The 25,174-nt window shown below is 39.8% G+C and carries 19 protein-coding genes and 1 tRNA gene; 8 read left to right on the top strand and 12 right to left on the bottom strand.

Annotation, left to right across the window (positions count from 1 at the left end):
* The first annotated feature begins 21 nt into the window (after window positions 1-21).
* The 4 genes from LV92_RS14715 to LV92_RS14700 all read left to right on the top strand — a co-directional run bounded on the left by LV92_RS14715 (window position 22) and on the right by LV92_RS14700 (window position 5,575).
* A complete protein-coding gene (locus LV92_RS14715; protein ID WP_111624386.1) occupies window positions 22-1,491 on the top strand; it encodes a sulfatase in 1,470 nt (489 codons plus the stop codon).
* A gap of 241 nt (window positions 1,492-1,732) precedes the next feature.
* Window positions 1,733-2,134, top strand: coding sequence for a sulfatase-like hydrolase/transferase (locus LV92_RS21900; RefSeq protein WP_211322991.1), 402 nt, complete (start codon window positions 1,733-1,735; stop codon window positions 2,132-2,134).
* A complete protein-coding gene (locus tag LV92_RS14710; protein ID WP_211322990.1) occupies window positions 2,116-3,375 on the top strand; it encodes a sulfatase family protein in 1,260 nt (419 codons plus the stop codon). Before LV92_RS21900 ends, LV92_RS14710 begins: the two co-directional genes overlap by 19 nt.
* Window positions 3,376-3,799: 424 nt before the next feature.
* A complete protein-coding gene (locus tag LV92_RS14700; protein WP_211322989.1) occupies window positions 3,800-5,575 on the top strand; it encodes an arylsulfatase in 1,776 nt (591 codons plus the stop codon).
* Between the two features lie 383 nt (window positions 5,576-5,958).
* On the opposite strand, the gene LV92_RS14695 is transcribed toward LV92_RS14700, so the two are convergent.
* The 3 genes from LV92_RS14695 to LV92_RS14685 all read right to left on the bottom strand — a co-directional run bounded on the left by LV92_RS14695 (window position 5,959) and on the right by LV92_RS14685 (window position 11,396).
* Window positions 5,959-7,215, bottom strand: coding sequence for a tyrosine-type recombinase/integrase (locus tag LV92_RS14695; protein ID WP_111624384.1), 1,257 nt, complete (start codon window positions 7,213-7,215; stop codon window positions 5,959-5,961).
* Window positions 7,216-7,579: 364 nt separating this feature from the next.
* Window positions 7,580-8,452, bottom strand: a complete 873-nt coding sequence (locus LV92_RS14690) for a sugar phosphate isomerase/epimerase family protein (RefSeq protein ID WP_211322988.1) — start codon at window positions 8,450-8,452, stop codon at window positions 7,580-7,582.
* 28 nt (window positions 8,453-8,480) lie between these two features.
* Window positions 8,481-11,396 carry a PVC-type heme-binding CxxCH protein gene (locus LV92_RS14685; protein WP_111624383.1) on the bottom strand — a complete coding sequence of 972 codons (2,916 nt, stop codon included), beginning with the start codon at window positions 11,394-11,396 and terminating at the stop codon, window positions 8,481-8,483.
* 458 nt (window positions 11,397-11,854) lie between these two features.
* On the opposite strand from LV92_RS14685, the gene LV92_RS14680 reads away from it, so the two are divergent.
* On the top strand, window positions 11,855-12,565 hold the full coding sequence (locus LV92_RS14680) for a GntR family transcriptional regulator (protein ID WP_111624382.1): 711 nt from the start codon (window positions 11,855-11,857) through the stop codon (window positions 12,563-12,565).
* Window positions 12,566-12,586: 21 nt separating this feature from the next.
* On the opposite strand, the gene LV92_RS14675 is transcribed toward LV92_RS14680, so the two are convergent.
* The 8 genes from LV92_RS14675 to LV92_RS14645 all read right to left on the bottom strand — a co-directional run bounded on the left by LV92_RS14675 (window position 12,587) and on the right by LV92_RS14645 (window position 21,016).
* Window positions 12,587-13,546 (bottom strand): phosphotriesterase family protein, encoded by a 960-nt coding sequence (locus LV92_RS14675; protein ID WP_111624526.1) that lies wholly within the window; start codon window positions 13,544-13,546, stop codon window positions 12,587-12,589.
* Window positions 13,547-13,551: 5 nt separating this feature from the next.
* Complete coding sequence (locus LV92_RS14670) at window positions 13,552-14,910, bottom strand: FAD-dependent oxidoreductase (protein ID WP_111624381.1); 1,359 nt, start codon at window positions 14,908-14,910, stop codon at window positions 13,552-13,554.
* 68 nt (window positions 14,911-14,978) lie between these two features.
* Window positions 14,979-15,773, bottom strand: a complete 795-nt coding sequence (locus tag LV92_RS14665; protein WP_111624380.1) for a sugar isomerase domain-containing protein — start codon at window positions 15,771-15,773, stop codon at window positions 14,979-14,981.
* A gap of 11 nt (window positions 15,774-15,784) precedes the next feature.
* Window positions 15,785-16,693 carry an ROK family protein gene (locus LV92_RS14660; RefSeq protein ID WP_111624379.1) on the bottom strand — a complete coding sequence of 303 codons (909 nt, stop codon included), beginning with the start codon at window positions 16,691-16,693 and terminating at the stop codon, window positions 15,785-15,787.
* Between the two features lie 12 nt (window positions 16,694-16,705).
* Entirely contained in the window at window positions 16,706-17,491 is a 786-nt protein-coding gene (locus tag LV92_RS14655; protein ID WP_111624378.1) for an SDR family NAD(P)-dependent oxidoreductase, read from the bottom strand.
* Between the two features lie 177 nt (window positions 17,492-17,668).
* Window positions 17,669-18,871 (bottom strand): Gfo/Idh/MocA family protein, encoded by a 1,203-nt coding sequence (locus LV92_RS14650; RefSeq protein WP_111624377.1) that lies wholly within the window; start codon window positions 18,869-18,871, stop codon window positions 17,669-17,671.
* Between the two features lie 484 nt (window positions 18,872-19,355).
* Complete coding sequence (locus LV92_RS21815; RefSeq protein WP_170126333.1) at window positions 19,356-19,529, bottom strand: hypothetical protein; 174 nt, start codon at window positions 19,527-19,529, stop codon at window positions 19,356-19,358.
* Window positions 19,530-19,861: 332 nt separating this feature from the next.
* Window positions 19,862-21,016, bottom strand: coding sequence for an alkaline phosphatase family protein (locus tag LV92_RS14645; protein ID WP_245946390.1), 1,155 nt, complete (start codon window positions 21,014-21,016; stop codon window positions 19,862-19,864).
* 261 nt (window positions 21,017-21,277) lie between these two features.
* Here LV92_RS14645 and LV92_RS14640 point away from each other — a divergent pair, with 261 nt between their 5' ends.
* From LV92_RS14640 to LV92_RS14630, 3 genes are all read left to right on the top strand, one after another.
* The gene (locus LV92_RS14640; RefSeq protein ID WP_245946389.1) at window positions 21,278-21,955 is read left to right on the top strand and encodes a hypothetical protein; all 678 of its coding nucleotides are present in this window, start codon (window positions 21,278-21,280) and stop codon (window positions 21,953-21,955) included.
* A 97-nt stretch (window positions 21,956-22,052) separates the two neighbouring features.
* A complete protein-coding gene (locus LV92_RS14635) occupies window positions 22,053-23,522 on the top strand; it encodes an arylsulfatase (protein WP_211322987.1) in 1,470 nt (489 codons plus the stop codon).
* 240 nt (window positions 23,523-23,762) lie between these two features.
* Window positions 23,763-23,837, top strand: a tRNA-Val gene (locus LV92_RS14630).
* A 25-nt stretch (window positions 23,838-23,862) separates the two neighbouring features.
* Here LV92_RS14630 and LV92_RS14625 read toward each other — a convergent pair.
* On the bottom strand, window positions 23,863-25,137 hold the full coding sequence (locus LV92_RS14625; RefSeq protein WP_111624375.1) for a UDP-N-acetylmuramoyl-tripeptide--D-alanyl-D-alanine ligase: 1,275 nt from the start codon (window positions 25,135-25,137) through the stop codon (window positions 23,863-23,865).
* Between the last annotated feature and the right edge of the window lie 37 nt (window positions 25,138-25,174).

The raw sequence follows: 25,174 nt of genomic DNA, 5'->3' as shown, positions 1-25,174 counted from the left end.
TAATGAAAACCAATTAATATTATGAAGAGTTTAAAATTGAAAAAATCAAACAAGTGCTTTTTAGGTAGATACTTTGTGATTTATATTACATTCTTAGCTGGATGTTTCACAATATTAGAAGCCCAAGAAGTAAAAAAATTGAATGTTTTGTTTATTGCTTCGGATGACTTAAACAACGATATGGAAGTTTTTGATTCTCCTTTTATTCAGACTCCCAACCTAAATAGATTGTTAAATAGGGGAGTTCGTTTTGATAGGGCTTACAACCAATATCCATGGTGTTCACCTAGTAGGGCTTCTGTACTTACGGGACGAAGACCAGATCAAACAAAAGTTACAGATTTGAAAACGGAGTTTCGAAAACACCTGCCGGATGCGGTAACGTTACCTCAGTTATTTAAAAATAATGGATATTTCTCGGCAAGAGTAGGAAAAATATTTCATTATGGAGTACCGAATGACATAGGTACGGATGGACAAGATGATCCGGTTTCCTGGAACTATAGGGTGAACCCGATAGGTATAGATAAAACAGAAGAACATAATATTATTAATTATACTCCTGATCGAGGTTTGGGAAGCGCACTTTCTTATTGGATGGCAAATGGTTCGGATGATGATCAAACCGATGGGAAAGTTGCTAATGAAGCAGTTAAGATTATAAAAAAACATAAAGATGACCCCTTCTTTTTAGCTGTTGGATTTTTTAGGCCACATACCCCTTATGTAGCACCTAAAAAATATTTTGATCTTTACCCACTTGACAAAATACGACTGCCTGAGGAACGTGATGATGACTGGGACAACAAACCAGAAGCTGCAAAATGGAATGCAAAAATGCATTTTGGATTAAGTGTACAGCAACGCAAAGAAGTACTAAGGGCTTACTATGCCTCAATATCCTTTATGGATGCACAGGTGGGTAAACTTTTGGATGCTTTAGATGAAACCGGCCTAAGTGAAAACACTATAATTGTTTTTTGGAGTGATCATGGGTATAATGTTGGCCAACATGGTCAGTGGATGAAACAAAGTCTCTTTGAGCACGCAGCCAGAACCCCTTTGATTATTTCTTCTCCTGGTATGCAACAAGATAGAATAACAGAGAGTATTGTAGAGTTGTTGGACATTTATCCTACCATTGCAGATTTGGCAGGAATCCCTGTATCCTCAGATATTGAAGGTAAAAGTCTTCGGAAAATACTAGAAGAACCAAGCTTGGATTGGGATACTTGTGCTTACACACAAGTATTTCGAAGGCCCAGTGCAATGTCTTCTTCTGAGGTTACAGAAACTATTGATGGACGAAGTGTCCGATATAGACAATGGCGCTATACTGAGTGGAACGGTGGGGATGCAGGGATGGAATTATATGATTATGATAACGATCCAAACGAATTTCAAAATTTAGTCCACAAGCCCGAATATAAAAGTATTCGAAATTTAATGGCCGTATTATTACATAAAAACCAAGCAAAAGTTTCAGAATAACAAATACCATTGGATAATATTAGCCAGTTTTTGAATTTTTTATAATAAGAAGTAAAACTATGGTGATAAGGAAGTGAAACTAAGGATTTGTGGGACCATACTACAAAAAAATTAATGAAGTATAGGTATAGTAAAGTTGAGGGAATAAAAATAGATCAGAATTTTAATTTCCAAGATGTATTACTGGCTATTAAAAACATAAATACAATAGGTAGCTTTAAGACTACCTCTAAAGATTAATATGAAAAAACATCTCATCCCTTTATTATTGCTGTTGTGCTTATTTGGTTGTAATTCCCATAAAAAGGAAAATAGCGAAAAAAACTTTACAGTTGCTAAGCGGCCCAATATACTTTGGATAGTGGCTGAAGATTTGAGTCCGGTAATTCCTTCATTTGGAGATTCAACAGTTGTCACGCCAAATATTAGCCGATTGGCTGCGGAAGGTATCAGATATACGAATGTGTATTCGCCATCAGGTGTTTGTGCGCCCAGTAGAGCGGCAATTGCCACAGGAATGTACCAGAATCATATCGGTGCGCATCATATGAGAAACAGTGGAAATGGCAAATACTTTCCAGAAGGAATTCAACCCTATGAAGCAATGCCTCCCCCAATATTAAAATGTATAGTGAACATTTAAGACTGGAAGGATATTATTGTTCCAATAACAGTAAAGAGGATTATCAGTTTACAGCACCTGTAACGGCCTGGGATGAAAGTAGTAAAAAGGCCCATTGGAGAAACCGCGGACCTAACCAACCATTCTTCTCGATATTCAACCTAATGGTTACACATGAATCACAAATATGGGCTAAAGCCAAAGATTCACTTTGGGTCGAGGAAGATTTAGATGTGCCTGTCCCCCCTTATTTACCAGATAATGAAGTGGGCCGAACCGATATCAGACGGATGTATTCCAATATAAAGGAAATGGACCATCAGGTTGGTGAAATATTGGCCCAGTTGGAAGAGGACGGTTTATTGGAAAATACAATAATATTCTGGTTTTCTGACCACGGCGGACCCTTGCCTCGACAAAAGCGACTTTTGTATGATTCCGGCATGAGATTGCCTTTAGTTATAAGATATCCCGGCAAAAAGAATAGCGGTACGATAGATAATCGCTTGATAAGCTTTGTTGATTTTAAGCCAACTTTAATGTCCTTGGCAGGAATACATCCACCTATGAATATGGATGGAAGAGCCTTTGCTGGTGAATTTGAATCTATGGACATGAGAAAATATGTGCATGGTGCGGCAGATCGTTTTGATGAGCGATATGATATGATCCGAGCAGTTCGAGACAATCGATATAAATATTTGAGAAATTTCAGAATTGATCAAGGCTATTACTTACCCGTAGCCTATCGAGAACAAATGCCTATTATGCAAGAATTACTGCTTATGCGGAATAATGGAGAGCTAGATGGAAACCAAGCTTTATGGTTTAGGAATAAAAAAGCACCTGAAGAATTATTTGACACGTGGAATGATCCGTACGAATTAAATAATTTGGCCGACAATCCTGAATATAAAAACAAGCTGGAGGAGTTAAGGGAGGAATGTGAACGCTGGATGTCAGATATAGACGACAAGGGATTAATGTCTGAAAATGTATATGTTGATTCTATATGGCCGGAGGGGATCCAGCCTATAACGAAAGAACCTGTTATGGAAAAAATAAATGATAAGATCGTAATTAGTTGTGATACGGATGGAGCATCGATTGGTTATCAAATTTTAAAGGAGAATCAGAATTTACTGAATTCTTGGGAGGTTTATACTAAACCTTTTTCAATAAATCAGGGAGAGCGTGTCATATCCGTTGCGCATAGGATTGGATACCAACCAAGTGCTCAAGTTTCCTTTATCCCAAATTGAAAAACGTATGTCAAAATTTTTGATACATAAAGGAATAGGCAGTATTTCAGCAAGACCTATCCATGTTAATGTATTTAAAAATGAAACCAGTAATAGAAAATTTGATTATGAGTAATACCATTGAAGACATTTTATACGATGCCCACAACCACAACAAACGAGAAGAACTACTAGCTTTTTTGGAAATCATGCGGATTAAGAACCCTACTAGCGATTTAAGAGATTTGTATCAGATAGCCTATGAAAAGATAGTGAAGACATGAATCTTGGTGGTCTATTAAATTGATTTAATCTCTAAGTTTATTTAAGGTTAGATTGAACTATCCGGTTTTCGTTTACAAAATATTGAATATAACATTGTGGACAGCCAATTAAATGTCTGCAAATTTCTATAAAAAGGGTTTACCTTAATAATTAACGTTTTATGAAAAATAAAATAAAAATTTTAGCAATTTCTAGTATTGCCATTTTCGCCTTGGGATTTGGACTTCGTGACACTATATGGTCTAAAAAAGTAGAGACCATTAGTATGTTGAAAGAGCAAAATCGCCCCAATATCATTTTGATTATGGCAGACGATATGGGGTATTCAGATATTGGCTGCTATGGCGGAGAAATAAAAACGCCTAACCTTGATAATTTGGCAGCCAATGGTCTACGTTTTTCCCAATTCTATAACACCTCCCGTTGTTGTCCAACACGCGCATCTTTGTTAACTGGGCTTTATCCTGCACAAACTGGGATAGGGATGATGACAGATGATGAAGGTAAACCAGGTTATATAGGGGATTTGAATAATCAAAGTGTTACCATTGCAGAAGTTTTAAAGTCTGCAGGTTACCAAACCTACATGTCTGGGAAATGGCACGTGACGAAACACTTGAAAGATGTGGATTCACTTAAGTACAATTGGCCTCGCCAACGCGGTTTTGATAAATTTTATGGCACCATATTTGGCGCAGGAAGTTTCTGGGACCCTTATACTCTAGCACGTAATAATTCTTTGATAACCCCGGAAAATGATTCAATTTACCAGCCCAAACAATTCTATTATACAGATGCCATTAGTGATAATGCTGTAAAATATATTCAAGACTATAAGACTGAAGACATTAAGGATCCTTTTTTTATGTATGTGGCATATACGGCAGCTCATTGGCCCTTACATGCTCCTGAAGAGGAGATTGAGCAGTACAAAGGTAAATACGACAAAGGTTTCGATTCTGTTAGGCTTAAGCGATTTGAAAAATTAAAACAATTGGGCCTCCTAAAAGATAACTGGGATATAACAAAACCCATTGCCAATTGGGACACGGTGCAAAACAAGCCATGGCATGCCCGGAATATGGAGGTTTATGCAGCAATGGTTACGCGAATGGACAAGGGTATTGGTAATATTATAAGTGAACTGGAAAAGACTGGTGAAATTGAAAACACCCTAATTCTGTTCCTTCAAGACAATGGTGCTTGTGCTGAAGAATTGGAATGGGTAAGTGGAAGGGGAGACCGAGACATTCTTTCGGACAAGCCCACAACCGAACCTATGTTAAAAAATGAACTTCAAACGGAAATGGTACCAAAAATAACAAGAGATGGTTACCCGGTAGTTATGCAAAGCATTAAGGTATTGGCTGGATCAGATCAGACGTACAATGCATACGGCCCTACTTGGGCAAATGTTTCGAACACCCCCTTTAAAAAGTACAAGCATTGGGTAAACGAGGGAGGAATTTCTTCTCCACTTATTGCATATTGGCCATCTCAAATTAAGTCTAAAGGAGAAATATCACATCAACCTTCACATTTAATAGATATAATGGCGACATGTGTTGATGTCGCAGAAGCCTCATATCCTCAGGTTTATGATGGAAATGTAATATCACCAATTGAGGGCAAGAGTTTGACCCCGGTTTTATTGAATAATCAAATTTTGGAAAGGGAGGCAATTTATTTTGAACATGAAGGTAATAGAGCAATTAGGCAGCAAAAATGGAAATTGATATCCAAAGCCAATAACCACTCTGGGCATTATATAAGAGTAAATGAACTTCCCATTGATCAATGGGAATTATATGACATGGAAAATGACAGAACGGAAAATCATGACTTAGCAAAGCAATACCCAGAAATTGTCAAGGAGTTATCGAAAAAATGGCATGATTGGGCTAAAAGAACCAATACAATCCCCAAACCGATATAAATTATAATTTTGTATTAATACCGATTGCGGTAATACATTCAAGAACCAAAGCGAATAGTCCTTAGACGTTTTGCCTTAGATAATTTCATTAATAAATTGAGTAATAAAAGATATTTACGTACATGTTACAAGTTACAGGTTAGGGTGTCGAAGGTTAATATGATAGTAAATGGAACTCGAATGATTGTAGGTTAGGGAAAGGTTGTAAGCGCTTGTTCTGGGTTTAGGTAAAATGAAAGAATTGGTGAATAATTTTACTAATAGTTATTTTAATCGTTGGTTGTAGTATTTATGTATTTCTTGGCCTCTGTATAAAAAAATCAGGGATCAATCGGGGGTTTATTGGTCACCATTGGCAGTCCAATTTTTGATCGAATAACACTCTAAGAAACAACCATCTCATTCGCCTCATCCAAAACATGGTTGGTAAAACTCTTTAGGTAGATCTGAGTTGTTTTTAAGGAGTTGTGGCCCAATCCTTCGCTGATAACCTCTGTCGAAATCCCCATAAACTTGGCGATCGTAGCCCAGGAATGACGGATGGTATAAGTGGTAAAATGTTCTTCGATACCTGCATCCTTGGCAATGATCTTAAGACGGCTGTTCATCCTTCTTCTTTGGGTTTTATATTTTTCAAAGTGCCTTGTGCTGCCGTCATAGTTTGCAGGAAATAGATAATCAACCTTTGATTTTCCTTCAATATAAAAATTCAAAATTTCCCGTAGTTCCTCCGTAATTCGGACGGAGAGCTGATCTCCTGTCTTGCTACGGCCGTAGAATATGCGGTCATTGACTATGTCCTTGATCTGAAGCTTTACCAGATCTATGAAATTCATTCCCCTACAGTTAAACATCACTAATGCATAATTCTTTGCATGCCAGACTGGAGATCCTTCTTTGTAGTGAACGTCCCTGATCTTTATGAAGTCCATTTTAGATATGGCCTTTTTTTTGGTACGTCTGGAAGTGGGAATTTTAAAGTGTAGGAAGGGGTTTTTTTTGGGATAAAATTGATCCTCCTTGATGGCACTGTAATAAATGGCCCTAACTGCCCTCAAATAGGAGCTAATGCCATTTTTTGAACTGCTCTTGGCCTTGTGTTCGATCTGGAAATTGGTCAGTAGGGTAAGGGTAATCTCGTTCAACCGCAGGTCCCTTCCCCCGTTGAGTTTGGTAATGGATCTGATGGCCCCTGCATACCAGGACGCAGTTCCGGGTTTGTTGGATTTTAATTTTCTATCGATGATAACTTTGCCCCATTGCGACAGGGTAAGTCCGTTGTCCACTTCGTCCCTTATCTTGGTGTCCATTTTTTTGTCCCATGCTTTGCGTATATATCCTACCAGCGTATCCGCATCTACCGAGTTGATGCTGTCCCCAAGTTCTACTATCAGCATATGGGCGGTATGTAGTTTGTCATAAATTTTTTCATTGGCCCTGTCACAATCAATATGGTTGTTTTTAAAGGCCGACTTTTTCATCCGCATATATTTGTCGTCCCATCCAGCGGGGGAGCTGAAATAGGGAAGGCGTATGATCCTCGTTTTACGGTGAAACAATCTTAGGGCAACGGGATACAATCCGTTGGCTGCACTTTTTGCCGATTTTCTGGTGTCCAATATCAATCTTACCTTGGCCATAATCTTGTTCTTTTACTTAAAGTTAGTAAAAAACAAGGCTCACTTTAGGCTCACTATTTTTTGATATCATTTGATATCAAATGACATCCAATTTTATCGAAATTGAATTAAATAGCTGTAAATCAATATAATATGATGTATTTTGTATTCATTTGTAGGATGGAATATGAGTCTTCTAAGCAGGCGGTCCTAGGTTCGAATCCTAGTGCCATCACCAATAAACACAGGGCTTTCAAGAGATTGGAGGCCTTTTTTGGGTTAAGATGGGTATAACAATTGCTTCATGTAATGCTAGCTACGGGATTTATTTTAGATTAATGGTCGCTCGTAAGTTGCCTAATACCTTGATCTAGGTCCTCGTGATTCAACTTTTTAAAACCGACCTAAGGTATTTATTGTTCAAAACATAACTATCAAACATATCTGCGTTTTCGGGAACCGCACCCTCTATCTGTATCCAACCTTCATAGTCGATATCATCTATCGCTTTTTTTACTTTTTCAAAATCTATTCTGCCCTGTCCTAATAAATAACCGTTCTCTTTGGCGTGAAATTCACAGATGTGCTTTTTGCCCAGCCATCGTATTTCGTCGTAAATATTGTACCCCATTTTGTTTGAATTGGCTACGTCATAATAAACTTGGATATTAGGCGAATCTACGGCGTTGATGATTTCCATATGTTCTTCGGCACTTAGCCAAGATTCTATACCCAGGATGATACCATTGTCCTCTGCCTTTTTTGATACTTTTTTTAGCCTTCGAATCGTTGCCTGGGTGCCTTCCATGTCATTTTTAAGGTCTCCATTATGGAAGAAAGCCAATAGAACAACATTGACATTCATTTTTTTGGCCACATCTATACTGTCGGATACCCAAATTTCGGCACGTGGGTCCGATTTATAGGGAATGTTGTTCATTTCGCCAATGGCGATGCCTCCTATGCTCATACCATACTCCGAACAGGCATTTTTGTATTGTTGTTGAATGCTTGTTTGCCTTAGGTGCATATTGTTGGCCAATGTGCCCAAACTAATCTGCACCCCATCCAATCCAATTTTCTTACCAACTTTTATAGCATCAATTTCTGACATTTTCTGGATAGACCAATCGCAAGCGCCAATTTTAAATCCAAGACTTTTGTCCATGGCAAAAGCCTCGTAAGCCCCCAAAAAACTTAAACCGAGTAGGCCGGCGGAGGATTTTAACACTTCCCTTCTTGTTATTGAAGCACTCATAATGTCAATTTTTAATGGGTTGTAGAATTTAAAGCGTACTATTTTTTAGCGTTAACAGGTAGGAAGATAGATTGGCCAGGTCTTGTTCCGTAAGACCTAGGGATGTTGCATTGGGCATAATGCCCGTTTTCATTTTTTCCTTGCTATCTATTTCATCTGGTGCAATCACAATCTGTTTTCCGGTCATGTCCTTCAACACTGTGGTTTCGCCCTCGGATAGAAGAAAACCGAAAAAGGCCTGACCACTTTTAGTTTTTATCATAACCGGTTCATATCCAAATACAATGGACGCATTCGGATGAATAATGGCATCCAAAATGGCAGTCTTATCGAATTTCTCCCCGATCGAGGATAGGTCTGGACCTATATCGTTGCCCATAGTTCCGTTTTTATGACAAGTAGTACATTTTGATAGAAATACACTTTCACCTTTACTGCTTTCCCCTGTCAATTTTAAGATGGAGGGAATAGCCATTTGCTTTTCCCCGGATTTTTTAAAATGTTCACTGGCTAAGGTCCGGATTTCCAATTCGGGATTGTTAAAAATAACCTCGGATATTCCGCTAATAACTTCATTGGAAAGCTGATCGTTGGCGGCTAAACTAATTAAGAGGCGTCCACCTATCAAGCTTCCTGCCATTTCTTTCCCTACCTCGATCCTTTTTTTTGTAGAGGTGTCCTGGTTTAAAAGTGTTTCATTGAGTTTGGCAATATTGTCAGGAACACTGAATTCTTCCCCGTTTTCTGCTTCCCAATCCCACAGGGCATACCAGTCGTTACTTTTTCTGAAGTCCAGCCACCATTGGCATGTTTCCTTTACCGATTTGTCCGTACTGGATTTTTTTATGGCCAGCATAGCCTTGACCGCCTCTGTTTCATTAATAAATGCCAGGGCATCTACCGCTTGTTTTTTAAGATTTGGGGATAAACTTTCTGTTAGCGCCCTTTCTTTTAATGCTTTGATGGCAGATTTGGGATGTATTCGCCATACTAAGGAGGCAAAAGAATCTGACCAATTTGAAGGATCCTCGTGCTGATTGGAAAGCAATTCGGCATAGGCCAATTCTTCCTTGCCGTCCATAGCCATTCCAAAGGCTTCCAAAAACCAGGGATCATGGTCGTTATATTCTTTAAATAATTCCTTGATAAGTGCACTGCTTTCTTCCCAAGGTGTGTCTCGAAGGGAAATGGCCACCTCTCTTCTCACTTGGGGCGAAGGGTCATTAACCGCAATAGTGGCATATTTTAAAAAGGATTCAGCATCATCTTTCAGTGCTCTGTAAGCCACAATCCTTAATCGGGGGTCCGGCTCGCTTTTTAATACGTTTTTTACAATGGCTTTTCCTTCGTTGCCAAGTTTGGACAACAACCAGATGGCTCGTGATTGATGATAGGGATTGTCTGAATCCAATATTTTCTTGACCTCCTCAAAAACCTGTTCACCTTGCTCAAGTAATTTTTCAAATCCCTGATTTCGAACATTTATAGCTGGATTAAGAAGAGCTGCAACTTGGCCTTCTATGGTGCTTAGGTCTATTTTTGGGATGGTAAGATTTTTTCCTTTAGGGCTAATTCTATAGATTCTTCCATAGCCTAAGGTGTCCATCATCTGGTGGCCCCCTACTACTGGATCATACCAATCGGATATGTAAATAGCACCATCGGTTCCAACGGTAACATCGCTTGGCCTAAACCATTTGCGTTTATCCTCATCGATATCGTTCCATATATATCCTTCTGTGGATTCTTGGGTTGAGGTAATCAAATCCCGCCTTTTTAAATCAAATCCCGCTCCATTCGGAGATGGCTGGTAGGCAAATATTACGTTGCGTCCGGCATCGGCACTTAGGAGCATTCCACGATATTCCGGGCCAAAGGCGTCCCCTTCGTAAACGACCACACCTGTAGGTGATCCTGCTCCAGTGTTGTCTCCAGCCGGCATAACCCCTGGGTCGTCCTGGTGCCAATGGGCTGTGAAAATATCCTGCCCAGGTTTACGATCGGCCTGCCATGTACGTTTGCCGTTGGCATTGAAATATCCCGCGTTGCCACCTTCCATAAGCCAACTTACCCTACAGGTTACCACTTGATCATCGTTGTCGTTTTGCCACATATTTCCATATGAGTCCAGTGCAACCTCGTAGGAGTTTCGAAAATTGTGACCTACCACCTCAAGGCCAGTGCCGTCATTGTTCATTCTTAGGGCCAGGCCACCGACCCAAATACGCCCGTCGTCACTAACTTGTGCCGGTTCATTTTTATCGTTGTATGGGGTTCCACCCGTGTAAACGCTTCCTGAGCGGAGCTGCCAACCAGCTTTGTCAGTTACACGGTGCGGTCCGGCATTCCCCGTATTGAAATACCATTTTCCATCAGGGCCTACTACTAGCGAATGTAGGCTGTGGTCGTGATCAAAGCCTCCAAACCCTGTAAGAAAAGCTTCCTTTTTGTCGGGTACGTCATCGCCATCTTCATCAGTATAGACAAACAAGGTGGGCGCGCAGGATACAAAAACCTTGTTCCCCACTACTGCAATGCCCAAGGGTGCAACCAGATCTTTATCCTGGATAAATACTTTGGAGGTGTCGCTAATTCCGTCTCCATCAGTATCCTCCAGTATCACTACTCGGTCCCCTTTATCGAAATTTAGATGATGTTTGGGATCGTTGTTGAAATCCCTGTAGTTGACAGCTTCGGTAACCCAAATCCTTCCCTTTGAGTCCACATCCATATTTGTTGGGTTGAATAAGGCAGGAGATTCTGCCCATAGGTTTACTTCCCATCCTTCCGGGACATTAAAGTCATTTGACATGGTGGTTTGGAAATTGAGTTTAGGGGTTTCATATTCCGCCCTTCTGGAGTCCTCACAACAAATAAATGAGCAGGCCATGGCAACAACTCCTATACTTGTCAACTTCCTTCCAATTTTTTTAATAAACACCATACTTATTAAATTATTATCCTTAACATGTGCATACAAGTTAAAATTTAATTTTATATAAATGACTGTTTTCTTTCAAAAATTGGGAGTTGGAATGTGAACCCCACTTGTGGCGGATTTGTGTATCTGGAATAAGCCGGTGGAAGGTCGTAAAATGAAGTCGATTCTACTGTGTAAACCTAATATTTAATAGGGTAAAAATCTACTAATCAATAATATGTGTGCAGGTTTACCAGATAGTGAAAAAAGTTTAATGTAAGATGATGTTTTGTTATAAAGTATTGTTTAAAAAAGTTGCTGCAATTGTCTGTTCTTAATTCTTACCTAGGGCGGTAAATTAAACGACAAAATTAACTTGTATAGACAATAGTGAGGGTTTATTTAAAAGTAAATTCATTTAATAATCTTGGATATTGATTATAAGATAATGTAAATTAGACCTAGATACTTAAATTTTGTAGGTGAAAAAGATTAAGAAATACCATCAGATTCAAGACTATATAAAAAAAAGGATTCAGACACAAAAGTATCCTCCCGATAGTTATTTGCCTTCAGAAAATGAATTCTGTGTACAATTTGGTACCACTAGAACTACGGTTAGAAAAGCCTTGGACGAGCTATTGAAAGAAGGGTTTATAGCCAAGGAACACGGTAAGGGCAGTAAGGTCTTGGAGAGGGGAAAGTATTTGGGACTTTTGTCTATCAAAGGCTTTTCCGGATCAACGGATTATAAGGTATTGACCAAGGTGACAGAGGAGCCTAAAATTGTGGAATGGGACCCGGTAATTGGTTTTCCGTTATCCGAGGATGAAAAGAGTTCTAAATGCGTCTATTTTCAAAGAGTTCGTTATATAGACAACAAACCTGTAGTTTTGGAGAATAATTGGTATGCCTTGAACGCTTTGGAGCCTATAAGGTCTGAGGAATTTGTTGAGGGATCTTTTTTTAAAACCCTTAGCCAGGAATATTTAATAGAGATTATGGGAGCGGAGCAGGAGTTAAGGTCAGTACCGGCCAGCGGCGATAACGCCGAAAAATTGGGAATTGCAGTTGGAGCTCCTATTTTACATATATCAATTAGGTTCAGAACCAGTAGGCCCAACCTTAATTTATATGGTGATTTGTATTGTAATACTACTGAGTATCCTATTCGAAATAGTTACTTTTTGTAGTTTGGCCATTGTTAGTTTGGCTTAAGATTTGGAAAAGGCATATAATCTTTTCGGATTGTCAAAAAACACTTTTTTATAATGCTCTTCCAGCCCTTTTGATTTTAAGAATTGGGGAATGGTTTCTATAAGATAATTTAATCCAGGACTACCTCCATAACTTTTCCAATATGCATTTTTTGCCATATCCATTCCCAAGGTAATTTGATCTGGGTATTTGGGGAGAAGATTTTCCAAAAGATTTAGAGTATAATTGGGCTCTTGTTCTTTCCAGCGAAAAGCACTGTCGTATTCCAACCGAACTCCCATATCAAGTACCGCCATGTTATAATTTAGCTCTTTGGCCCGGTCCACATGGGAAAGCACCACATGTTGTAGATTTGCCCCCAATTTTTTGAACAGTTTCGCTTGTTCCAAGGCCTGTTTTCCAAAATTGGTGTGTGTTAATATTGGAGCTCCAGTTTCCAAATGTGCATTCACCACAGCCCTGAAAATTTTTTCCTGATGGGGAGTTATCGGACCATCCCCGGTAGCCAATTTAATGAGACCTGCCTTATATTGGGTCCTTTTTACAAATGGTCCGGAATAATCAAATTGATCAATACCTTTTTCAATATCGTCTATAAAAAGTTCGGTCATTTGATCTTCGGAATACTGATATCTCCAGTGATTTTCCGGGTAATAAATTTCCAAATGGATTCCCGTAGGGACAATTATATTGACACCACTGCTTTGACTTACCTCAACCGATTTTAAAATATTACGGCCGCAATTGGACGGCATGGTGTCTACTACTGTTCTGCCTCCCGCCCTATAAAAGCTCTTAAGCTCCTCGGTAATTTTATGTACATCGTTGAGTAAAAATTCAGGATGGGCAGCTGTTACATAACTATCCTCTATAATGATATGTTCATGGGAATAGGTGAGTCCCATTTCCGAAGTTGGCTTATCGCCCAAAACTGTTCTAAAAAATTCTTGAGACATAATTGTTAATTGTTTTTCCATCCGTACCTAGAGGTATCCGCAACTTTCTCGGGCATTCTTAAAATGGCCCCAATTTGTATTAAAGAATCCTGTAGTTTGTTAATATCGATGTTTTTGGCGTTCTGATCGGTATCCATAGAGATTATAGCGGCCAGGCCAGCCGCCTGCCCCATACTCATTGTCTGTGCCATAGAGCGGCAGGAGGCATGGGCGTCATGTGTTGCAGAGAAGCAACGGCCTACTACCCAAGTGTTTAGACTTTCCTTGGGTACAATAGTGCCGTATGGCACACCGTAGGCTCCCCCGTTGGGAACATATTGCCAAAAGGTTTCGGATTCTCCTTCGTCTGATTTTCGATGATCTTCAATGGGTGCGCCACAAAGAAAAATTTGGTCTTCGAAGGTTTTGGCACTTATACAATCCTCTTTTGTAAGACGGTATTCCCCAAAAACCCTTCGAGTTTCCCGGACACCAATTTGATGGGAGAGCCCAATAATCTTTGAATTTTTATATCCAGCTATCTCTGCCCTGAAAAAATCTTCAAAAATAAAGGCTTGCCGGCGCCCTTCAATTTCCGCCTTTGTAATACCTTCTACGTCCAGCGGATCCAGGTCCACTACTTTTACCGCCACTGTAGAAATGCATTTGGGCTGGCACATTTCATGTGCGGATCCCTCTTTGCGCGGAAGGGCATAAGTTCCTTTTTCATAAGCTTCTGCCATCTTTTCTTTTAACATTCTTTTTCCTCCTGCCGACTCATACTCTTGTTGTTCCACATTGGCCATACGGAAGGTGGTGGTCATACTTTGGGCGGATTCCTTCTCCCCGGCACGTTCAAAGGGTATATCTGCCAAATGGCAATAATCAGCATCGCCAGAAGCATCTATTACCCGGTTTGCAGTAATGGAAAAAAAGCCCGTGCCCTTATTGAAGAATATGCAGGTCGATGTTTCTCCTGTACTTTCCACTCCCACTAGGGTGGAGTGATATAATAATTGAATACCACTTTTTATCAAAAGTTGTTCCCAAACCAGTTTTAGTTTTTCAGGGTTATAATTTACTCCAGTACCCGCTCCGTAGGTATTGGGACGTAAAAAAATATTGCCCGATCTATCCAATTCATTCACGATTTTATCAGGAATTCCCCCTACAATTTTTCTAGGCGATTCCGATGGAGTGAAAAAACCGTAAAAAGTGTCCAGCATTTGGGTTGAGGTGCCACCCGGAAAACCATAACGTTCCACAAGGGTTACTTTATACCTCCCATTTGATGCAGCAATAGCAGCGGTAGCACCGGCGCTGCCACTTCCAATAATGAGGATGTCTGTGCGAAACGATTTAGAAATTACAGTTGAAAAGTTCATGTTTAAAATTAGTTAAATGCCAATATTGGGAATTGCAGGATAAAGCATGGTAAAACGTTGCCGTGCCATTAATTTTCACCTGAATTATTTCCCACATTTTGATATAATTTTGCCATTAAGTGGGCATGTTCATCATATGCAGATTCGAAAAGATCTACCGCCCGTTTTTCTCCAACGATTTTGCCACTGCTCAATACTTTGGGGGATTTGCCATTCTCGTGCAATATTTTGGCTACCTCGGCCTTTATACAGTTTATGAGCATAACTCCGCCTAATGTAGAGCCGGGTGCAACTGGAGAATCCAAACCATCCAGGTATATCATGGCATCGCCCAAAGGTGCTCCGGTATCCAATACATAATCGGCAAAATCGGTCAATTTTTTGCCGTCCGACTTTTTAGAGGTACTGCCTTCCAAGTGAAGCTTGCTCACCAAGGCAACCACTTTTATATTTCTTTTTCTAAATTCTTCCGCCATTTCTATAGGCACTACATTACAGCCACTTGAAGAAATAACAAGGGCACTGTCCTGCGGACTAGTATCAAAATTGCGGAGGATTCGTGCGGCCAATCCAGATACATTTTCTAGAAACATGGCTTGGCGCTGCCCGTTGGCTCCGACCACCAAATTGTGGAAGGATAGTGAAAGTTCCACAATGGGGTTGAACCCAGGGAAGGATCCGTATCTTGGCCACATTTCTTCTACCATCATACGACTATGTCCAGATCCAAAAAGGTGAACCATACGTCCGTTCAAAATGGATTGGGCAAAAAGCTGGGCCACTTCCTGAATCTTTGATTCTTGTTCCCCAATAACAGAGATTATTTCTTTTCCTTTTTCTAGATACAGTTTTGTTACACTCATTGTTTGTTTCTTTAAATATTGTTTTTGGCAAAAAATGCAGCGCCTATGGCGCCTGCATAAGATTCATGTCCTGCGCTAACAAGGCTCACTTTGTGCTCTCCTGGCCGCCACTCATATTGTGCCATGTATTCCTTTAGCGGCCGCATTAAGGATGCTTTGGCTCCGGCTGTTATTCCTCCACCTAACACTATAACTTCTGGGGAAAGTATATTGTTCAGGGCAGCAAGTGCAACAGCTAATTTCTCTACCGATTCCAGCCACCATACCCTAGCCTCTTCTTGACCATTTTGGTAGGCTTCCACTAATTTCCTTGTACTTTTAAATCTATTATCTGTTCTTTCCGCCACCGAAAAATTACCAATGGCGTATTCCAAACTACCAGGCATATTGGTCATGGTTGGAGGCCCATGCATGTCCACTGTCGTATGCCCTAAGTGCCCGGCCCTTTGTAGGTGCCCTTGGTATAGTTCCCCATTAATGATTATGCCACCGCCCACACCGGTACCAAGAGTAAGCATCAGCATATGGCGAATTCCTTGGGACCTGTGGAAGGATTCGTATTCGGCCAAACAGGCAGAATGTCCATCGTTCAATACCTTGATGTCTCTATCCAATTCAAGGGTCCAATCGAAATTTTCTATGCCCTTTAAGCGCTCTGGCATGTGAAGGATTTTTTTGTTCTTCGGATCCACTAGTCCTGGTGCTGAAATTCCGCATTTTAACAAATTTATATCCCCATTGGCGTACTGTTGCGTTTTAAGGGCAATTTGGGTTACAATTTTTTTCTTCCACACTTCACCCTTACCGTAATCATCTTCGGTCATTAGCTCATATTGCTCTAGTATTAGGCCATCTTCTTGGATGATAACGGTCTTTATTTTAGTACCTCCAATGTCTATGCCCATATAGTTTCTAGTCATATTGACATGGTGTTATTTGTATTGTCCCTCGCTAATCGTCCAGCCCCCGTCTACCGCCAAAACTTGTCCGGTAATAAATCCTGAATCAGGATGAAGGAACATCAATACTGCATTATTAATATCTTCGGAGATCCCCGGACGCCCACCATCCAAGGGTTGTTTTGTTTTAAGGAATTCCATAATCTGGTCGTCATTTACAGCCCGTTGGGACATGGGGGTCATAAAAAGACTTGGGGCAATGACGTTTATTCTGATATTGTGCCCGGCATAATAGGCTGCAATGGATTTGGAAAACCCTATTACGGCCGATTTGGCTGCAGCGTAAGCGTGGGTGGTAAAATATTTTGGGGAAGGGGAGTAGCCCAGAACCGATCCCATATTCAAGATGGTTCCCGATTTTTTATGGTCCAAAAAATAATTTATTATGGCCTGATTGGATAACATTAAGGAAGTCAGGTTTAATTCCAAGGTCTTGTTCCAACCTTCCAAGCTGATTTTATCCAATGGGCCATCACCCCATTTTCGGCCACTTCCACCAGCAACATGAAATAATCCAGTGATAGATCCAAAAGTTTCATGCGTCATTTTAATTGCGGTTTTGATGGTTTTTGGATCGGTGGCATCACCCTCCAAGGAAATGCTCCCCTTACCAAGGATTTCCTTTGCTTTTTCGCAATTATCCAAGTTTCTTCCTACTACCATAAGGTTGGCTCCATTATTCCTTAAAGCAATAGCTGCGGCAAGACCCATTCCTGTAGTTCCGCCCATTATTATATATGTACTGTTTTTAAAGTCCATTGTGTTTTTTATAATAGTCCAAAGAAAGTTATCTTGTTTATGGACATGCAAGTCCCATTGATCCCTTGGGCATACTTTCTACAAGCAGCTGTACCCTGGACCAAAATAGTACCTTGGAGGTTATGTAAATATTTTGTTTGCCATGGTTCTTTCCCATTGGTTTATATAGAATGGCCTTTATTTGTTGGCTTGGGTTACTTTTTGAGTTACCGCACCGGTTTTTTTGTGTTTTAATATTACTTTATTGTCCCCGTTGGGAAGAACCTCTTTTTTTATGATATAGTGGTCCTCATCATAGGAATTCCAGCTTTTTTGTTGTTGAAGAGGCTCATCACCTCGCCAATCTTCCAGAATAACGGGTTCCCACAATTTGCTTTCAGCAGATTTGAATGCCGCGTCGAGGATAGCGTTTACTACATAGCCGTCATAAAAGGTTTCAAGCGGTGGTCTGTTTTCTTCAATGGCCGTAAACATATCTGTAAACATATGGGGATAACCCAGTTCATGGGCCTCGTCCCCAACGGGAAATAACCAGCCGGTATTAGATTCTGCTTTTTCGGCCACGTACCCTTCACCTCCTTTTCCAGTAGTGAACATTTCGAATCCTGTGCGCAAAAAGCTATTTATCCATATAGTACCTTCGGTACCCATCACCTCGTCGCGCAGGTCCATTCCTCCACGAAAGGTCCAACTAACTTCGAACTGCCCTATGGCCCCATTGGCATATTTTACGAGTCCTATGGCATGATCTTCGGCTTCTATGGGATGTACTTGGGTATCGGCCCAACACATCACCTCCATTGGTTTTATGTTTTTACCAATAAAATTGCGACTAATTTCTACGCAGTGGCATCCTAGATCAATGATGGCACCACCTCCAGATTTTTCCTTATCCCAAAACCAATCGCTATGTGGACCAGGGTGGGTTTCCCTTGATTTGGCCCAAAGTACTTTGCCAATTTCACCACGCTTAATGCTTGCCATGGATTTTAAGAATTTTGGCGTGTAGCAAAGGTCTTCGAGGTAACCTCCAAAAATTCCGGCCTCTTCAACCATATCCAACATGGATTTGGCTTCCTCGGCTGTGCGGCCAAGAGGCTTCGTGCAGATGACGTGCTTCTTATGTTTTGCACATTCACGAACGGCGGACTCATGTAGGTGATTGGGTAGGGATATGAGCACTACTTCAACATCAGGATGGGCTATGGCTTCTTCCATAGATGTCGTGTAATGCGGCAAGTTATAATCCTCTGCAAACCGTTTGGCGTTTTTTTCATTACGTGAATAGACCATGACCAAATAATCTTTTCGTCGTTGGGAATGCAGTGATTCGGCATAAAACCGGGCAATAAAGCCGGAGCCTAACATGGCTATTTTCATATTGGTGTTTTTTTATTTCAATTTAGCTGTTTTGAATCTCTGTGTATACCTTTTAAACGGGCATTTTTCAGGAAACTAAATGTCATTACCTGAAAGAAAACAAAAAACGGTCATTGAAAAAGTGACTTAGTAAATATAAGAATTTTACTTGTACGTACAAGTTTTGAAAATACGATTGATTGAATATAATGATTTGAATATGAGTTTTGAAAAGAAAGTTGTCTATTGGTAAGATGGGCCAACTAATTGGTTAGCCATTTGGGTTTTTGATAAGCCAAGTACTGTAAAATTATGAAAGTTGTTTAAAATTAAAAAGATTAAATATTTCCCGCATTCAAAATTGATATTCTTAGGCCCTTTAGGAATATCGGGCGCCCAAGGTGTTAAAGATGGAAATACGTTTGAATTTAAACTACGGATTTTCTATTGCGTACGCCAAGATTTGCCAAACATATAACGGCTTAGGGCGTATGGCCCTTAAAGCTTAAAATTGACTTTTTGTACCTTCGCCGATTTTTCGTTTTTCCAAATTGTGAATAGAGTCCATATCCAGTGAACGTGTTTTTTTTGAAATATACATTCCATGAAGGATTACAAAAATGGTGCCTCCTGCAAAACAAAGGTTCAATACGAGTATAATGCTTATGATCTGTGACATGATAATTGATTTTTGGGTGTTATACAAATGTCGAAAATAGGGGAAGCAATATGTTATACAATTATTGCAATAGGTTATATAATTATTCTAAAATAGACTGCCTGAATACTGAAAAACCCATCCAGTTTAATTTAAAAATTAGTCTAATTTGAGGCTTTGGCTATCATTTCATTTTAATTTTCAATGAAGATAGGGAGTATAAACAAGGGTATAATATCAAAATGTATAAATGGTAGGATTTTCTGCACAATTGGTTTGATTGAATTGGGCGGTTCTACAGTTAACACCATCCTTCTGATGGTGGGCCATTGAGTAAGGAAAAATTGACAAATTTATTTGGATATTACCCAAGCATTGGTAGAATTATGCTTTCCTTCTATCACAATTTTATAAAAGCTGGAGGGATATTTACTTAAATCAATTTTAGTGCTATTACTATTCCCCTTCACTTTTTTAACCAATTTGTAGTGGTCGTATATGCCATTTTTAAATCCATTTTCCGTACTTAGGTAAACTTTGAGCTTTTTGTCCCTATTGTAGCTCTTCCAGTTAAGGGTTAAATCCGTGCCTTGAATGCTCGCCTTTAAATCGCTCACGGAAAGTGGACCCGTGATGGAAACCCCATCAATTTCAAATTCCCTGCTGCGCTCAGGGCCAATTTCCAAGCTTCTGAGCATCGCTGGCAAGATGTCCACAATACCTGGGGTTCCGTTCTTAAAATAGTCATTTATGCCATCGGCATCGGTTACGATCCAGGTAAGGCGTTCCCGATCAGATTGCCCTCCATGTCCTTTACCGGTTTCCTTGTCCCTACCGTGATCAGTAGTGATAAATATCTGCCAATCCTCGCCAAATTCCTTTCTTCTAAAATCTATTGCTTTGTATATGCGTCCTATTTGATTATCCATTATGGCAATGGCATAGTGAAATTGCTCGCTATCTCCATATCGGTGCCCCATATCATCTGTATATTCAAGATACACCCATGAAAGATCTGGACTTTCATCCTTTATATACCTGGCAGCTTCATCTGTTACCATTTCATCTATTTTATGAATATAAAGTCGGTCTTCGTCATGTGGAAAATTTAAGGTATCCAATTCAAAACCATCAAAATGATGATTTAACTTTAGGTAATTGGTTTGGGGAAGGCCCTCCCCAATTAATTTTGTCCTATTGTCCAACCAGGTTGAGAAAATAGCTGTTTTCAATTCCGGCCTATTCTCTTTGGCATATCTAAAAACTGTCCAGTAGTTGTAATTGGGATCTTTAATGCTGTTGCCCCATACATTGTGTTTATTTGCCCAGGTGCCGGTCAAAAGGCTGTTGTATCCTACGGCGGAAATAGTCGGAGTTTCTGAATAACCATCTTTTGCACCTCCTACATAGGCACGTGTATAGCCACCTTTCTTGGCAATGGCATCGAGGTTTGGTGTTTCTATTTTATCCAATACGTCAGCAGAAATACCATCAACAATAACAAACACTATTTTGGTATTTAGCTTCTGCCCGAAGAGGTTAGAATAACTAATAAAACTGATTAAAATGAGGATATAAAGTTTCAAGATGACGACTATTTATTGGTTTTTACTAAGGCATGTAATGTGGATAAATTTACTTTTAATTTTAAGGATTATTAAATTCAATTGGAATTAATTTAAAGACGGCAATTAGAATGATTAAAATGTATTGACATAACCCTCGTTTCCGTAACTTAGGATGCCCTGACCATAGGAAAAGACATAATTATGAAATATAAAATTAATCTTAAAAAGTTTGAAACCATACGTGAATTGCCCAATGCTTGGGGAAGTGAAAATTATATGGAACTGTTGGGTATTATGGAATTTGGGGATACTGCCAATATTCCGAATTCAGAATTGAAGGAAATGTGTATGTTGTCCTTAACAGATTTTGAGCCCCCAGAGGCAGCAGAAATAGTTTTGGGCTATTTGTTCAAAGAGGTTTTGAGTAGCAGTCAGATTGCCAATTTATCACATGAAATGCTCCATGAAAAAATGTGGGAGGAGTATGCGGATTTATCATTGCACGAACAATTTTTTAATGCTGGACAATTATTGTTTCAGGCCTTTAATGGCAAGTTTCCCCAGCCCGAAGCACTAAGGTTTAAGGTTGAGATAGAAGATGCTAAAAAGGAAGATATGTCTGTGTTTAAGTCCAATTTTGAAGCATCTCTCATCAGATTATTGGCAGCTGGGATGCCTAAGAATACTTTGTTGAATAGGTTGTTTTCAGAACAATTGGAAGGGCAGGATTTTCCGGATGCCAAGGATATAATTTGGCAGTACAACAGTGAGACGATAAGCGATAAATTAATGGGTATAGAGGTGATTAGCTCAGTTTATTGGTTTCACGATCTTAAATTTACCGATCCGTTTGAGGCAGAACTACCAACAGCATTTTAAAGCGAATATCATGGGAGATTTCATCGGTGGGTTTTCACATCTTCAACCCGCGATTTTTTTATAATTCTCCGTATGTTTGAAATAAATAGATAAGGTCATGGATTTTAAAGTCGTTTTTGGGTTAATGATTATTACTGCCATTGGGTTCACTTCATGTAAAATGGAAAAGAAATCCTCCGATTTAGGTTTGGCGGAAGTATCAAAAACAATTGCCCCGCCAAATATTATTTATATCCTTGCCGATGATTTGGGGTATGGGGATCTAGGTGTGTATGGGCAAAATAAGATTAAAACTCCCAATATAGATAAGTTGGCGGCCGAAGGTATGCTTTTTACCCAGCATTATTCCGGAAGTACTGTTTGTGCCCCCTCTAGATCGGCACTTATGACCGGTATGCATACAGGTCATACTGTGGTTAGGGGTAATTATGGAATTAAACCGGAAGGTCAATTTCCTATTCCCGATAGTACCCTTACCGTTGCGGAAGTCTTAAAGAAGGCTGGCTATAGCACCGGTGCTTTTGGTAAATGGGGGTTGGGATATCCAGGGTCGGAAGGGGATCCCAATAACCAAGGATTTGATACTTTTTATGGGTATAATTGTCAGACGATGGGGCATAATTATTATCCCTATCATTTGTGGTCCAATAAAGACTCTATAGTGCTGCCGGAGAATTCGGGCACTAAAAAAGGTATTTATGCCCCGAATCTTATTCATGAAAAGACCTTACAGTTTATTGAAGAGAATAGGGACAGGCCCTTTTTTGCCTATGTGCCGTCTATAATTCCACATGCAGAGTTGGTTGCCCCAGAGGAGGTGCATAATAGATTTAGAGGAAAATATATGCCAGAAAAAGTATATAAGGGTGTAGATGATGGCCCTAAGTATAAAATAGGAGGATGCGGCTCCCAAACAGAAAGCCATGCGGCCTTTGCGGCTATGGTGAGTATCTTGGATGAACAGGTGGGTGAAATTGTTAGGAAGGTTAACGATTTGGGAATAGCGGATAATACAATTATAATTTTTACATCCGACAATGGTCCACATCTAGAGGGTGGGGCAGATCCCGATTATTTTGATAGCAATGGTTTTTTAAAGGGTTATAAAAGGGATTTGTACGAAGGGGGAATTCGTGTACCTATGATGGTTAAATGGCCCAATAAGATTAAGCAGGGAAGCGTTACAGGCCATGTTTCGGCATTTTGGGATGTCTTTCCCACTTTGGCAGAAATTGCGGGGATACAGGAAACTCCTGGTTTGGACGGAATTTCCTTATTGCCCACTTTGTTGGGTAATTCCACTGAGCAGAAAGAACACGAGTATTTGTATTGGGAGTTTCATGAAAAAGGTGGTAGGCAAGCTGTTAGAAAGGGAGACTGGAAGGCTGTAAAGTACAATGTTCTAAAGAACCCGGATGCGCAGTTAGAGCTATATGACCTGTCCAAGGACACTGGTGAGGAGAATAATTTGGCGGCCGATTTCCCAGAGGTGGTTGCTGAAATGGAAGGCATTTTGGAAAGCGCCAGGACTCCTTCGGAGGTGTTTAGGTTTGGGAAATCAGAATAAGAGAGGGTGTTAGGTGGTAGTTAATGGATTCTATTCCAATTTATTAGGGATTACTTTTATTTCTCAAGGAGGTGTTGAAACCAAGATCTGTGGGGGAGGCATACTGTTTTTACTTCAACAGTTGAGAAATCGATTTTGAATCCAAAGGAGGCAATTTATTGAAAAAACTTTCCAAGGTTGTTTCAAACTCTTAAAATTGGTGTAATTTTGGCGGACTATTTTTCTGTTGTTGCAGTTAATGGGGTATTAGCTCAGTTGGTTTAGAGCGCTGCCTTGACAGGGCAGAGGTCACTGGTTCGAATCCAGTATGTCCCACAAAAAAATACTTTGGTTTTAAAGGTTATAACAACTCGAGTATTCTTTCCAAAGCCATGCCCCTGGATCCTTTTACCAAGATAGTGGCGCTTTTCAGCGTTTTATTGTTGAGAGTTTCCTTTAGATGGTCAAAGGACTTGAATTTACTACTGTCGCTTTTTGTCTTGAAAAAGTTCTCACCAATTAAAAACACTTGATCAAAATTCATATTGGCGGCTATATTTGAAATTTCCTGATGCTCTTTTTCTGCCGTTTTTCCTAATTCGAACATATCTCCCAAAAAGGCAATCTTATAATCAGCCTTTATTTGCTGAAAGTTTTCCAAGGCGGCCTTCATGCTTGTAGGGTTGGCATTATACGCATCCAGAATTATGTGGTGGCCATTTTTGTCGATTATTTGGGAACGATTATTTTGGGGGATATAATTTTCAATTCCTTTTTTTATCTCGTCCAGCTCCACATTAAAGTATCTTCCAATTAATATAGCGGCACAGCAATTGGTGAAATTATAACTGCCTACAAGTTGGGTCGTAATATGAATATTATCTACGGCAATTTTGACAAACGGATCAGCGCCAATAAGTTTTATTTGAAAGAATTCACTATCGTTCTGGCTATATCCAAATTTCTTGATAACCGTGGCTAATTTTTCCTTCTGAATAGGATCGTCTGCATTAAAAAAAACGGATTTGTCATGACTTGTTAAAAAGTCGTAAAGCTCACTTTTGCCCTTTATTACTCCGGCCTCACTCCCAAAGCCCTCTAGGTGCGCCTTTCCAAAATTGGTAATATATCCAAAATCGGGCCCGGCCAACTTGCATAGGAACTCTATTTCCTTAAGATGGTTGGCACCCATTTCTACAATGGCCATTTCCGTATCCGGAGTTATGGAAAGTAGTGTTAACGGTACCCCAATATGATTGTTTAAATTGCCCTTTGTGGCAATAGTTTTATATTTTCTGGATAGAACAGCGGTAATTAGTTCTTTTGTGGTGGTTTTGCCATTACTGCCTGTAAGGCCAATTACTTTTGCTTTGCAAAAGTTCCGGTGAAATTGGGATAGATTTTGGAGCGTGGTAAGTACATTTTTTACCAGTATGGTCTTATCGCCTACGGCATATTCCTCTTCATCTACAACGGCATATGAAGCGCCTTGGTCAAGAGCTTGGCCGGCATAAAAGTTACCATTAAAATTATCTCCCTTTAAGGCGAAAAATATGCAATTGGGGCTTATTTTTCTAGTGTCTGTGCACACCTGGGGGAACCCTAAAAAGAGTTGGTGCAATTGTTCTATTGTCATAAATCTAAGATATAAAAAAAGCCCTTTTTAAAAAGGG

It is taken from the genome of Arenibacter echinorum (assembly GCF_003259375.1).
GTDB lineage: Bacteria > Bacteroidota > Bacteroidia > Flavobacteriales > Flavobacteriaceae > Arenibacter > Arenibacter echinorum.
The sequence above is the reverse complement of the archived record's forward strand: the minus strand, read 5'-3'. Positions and strand labels throughout refer to the sequence as shown.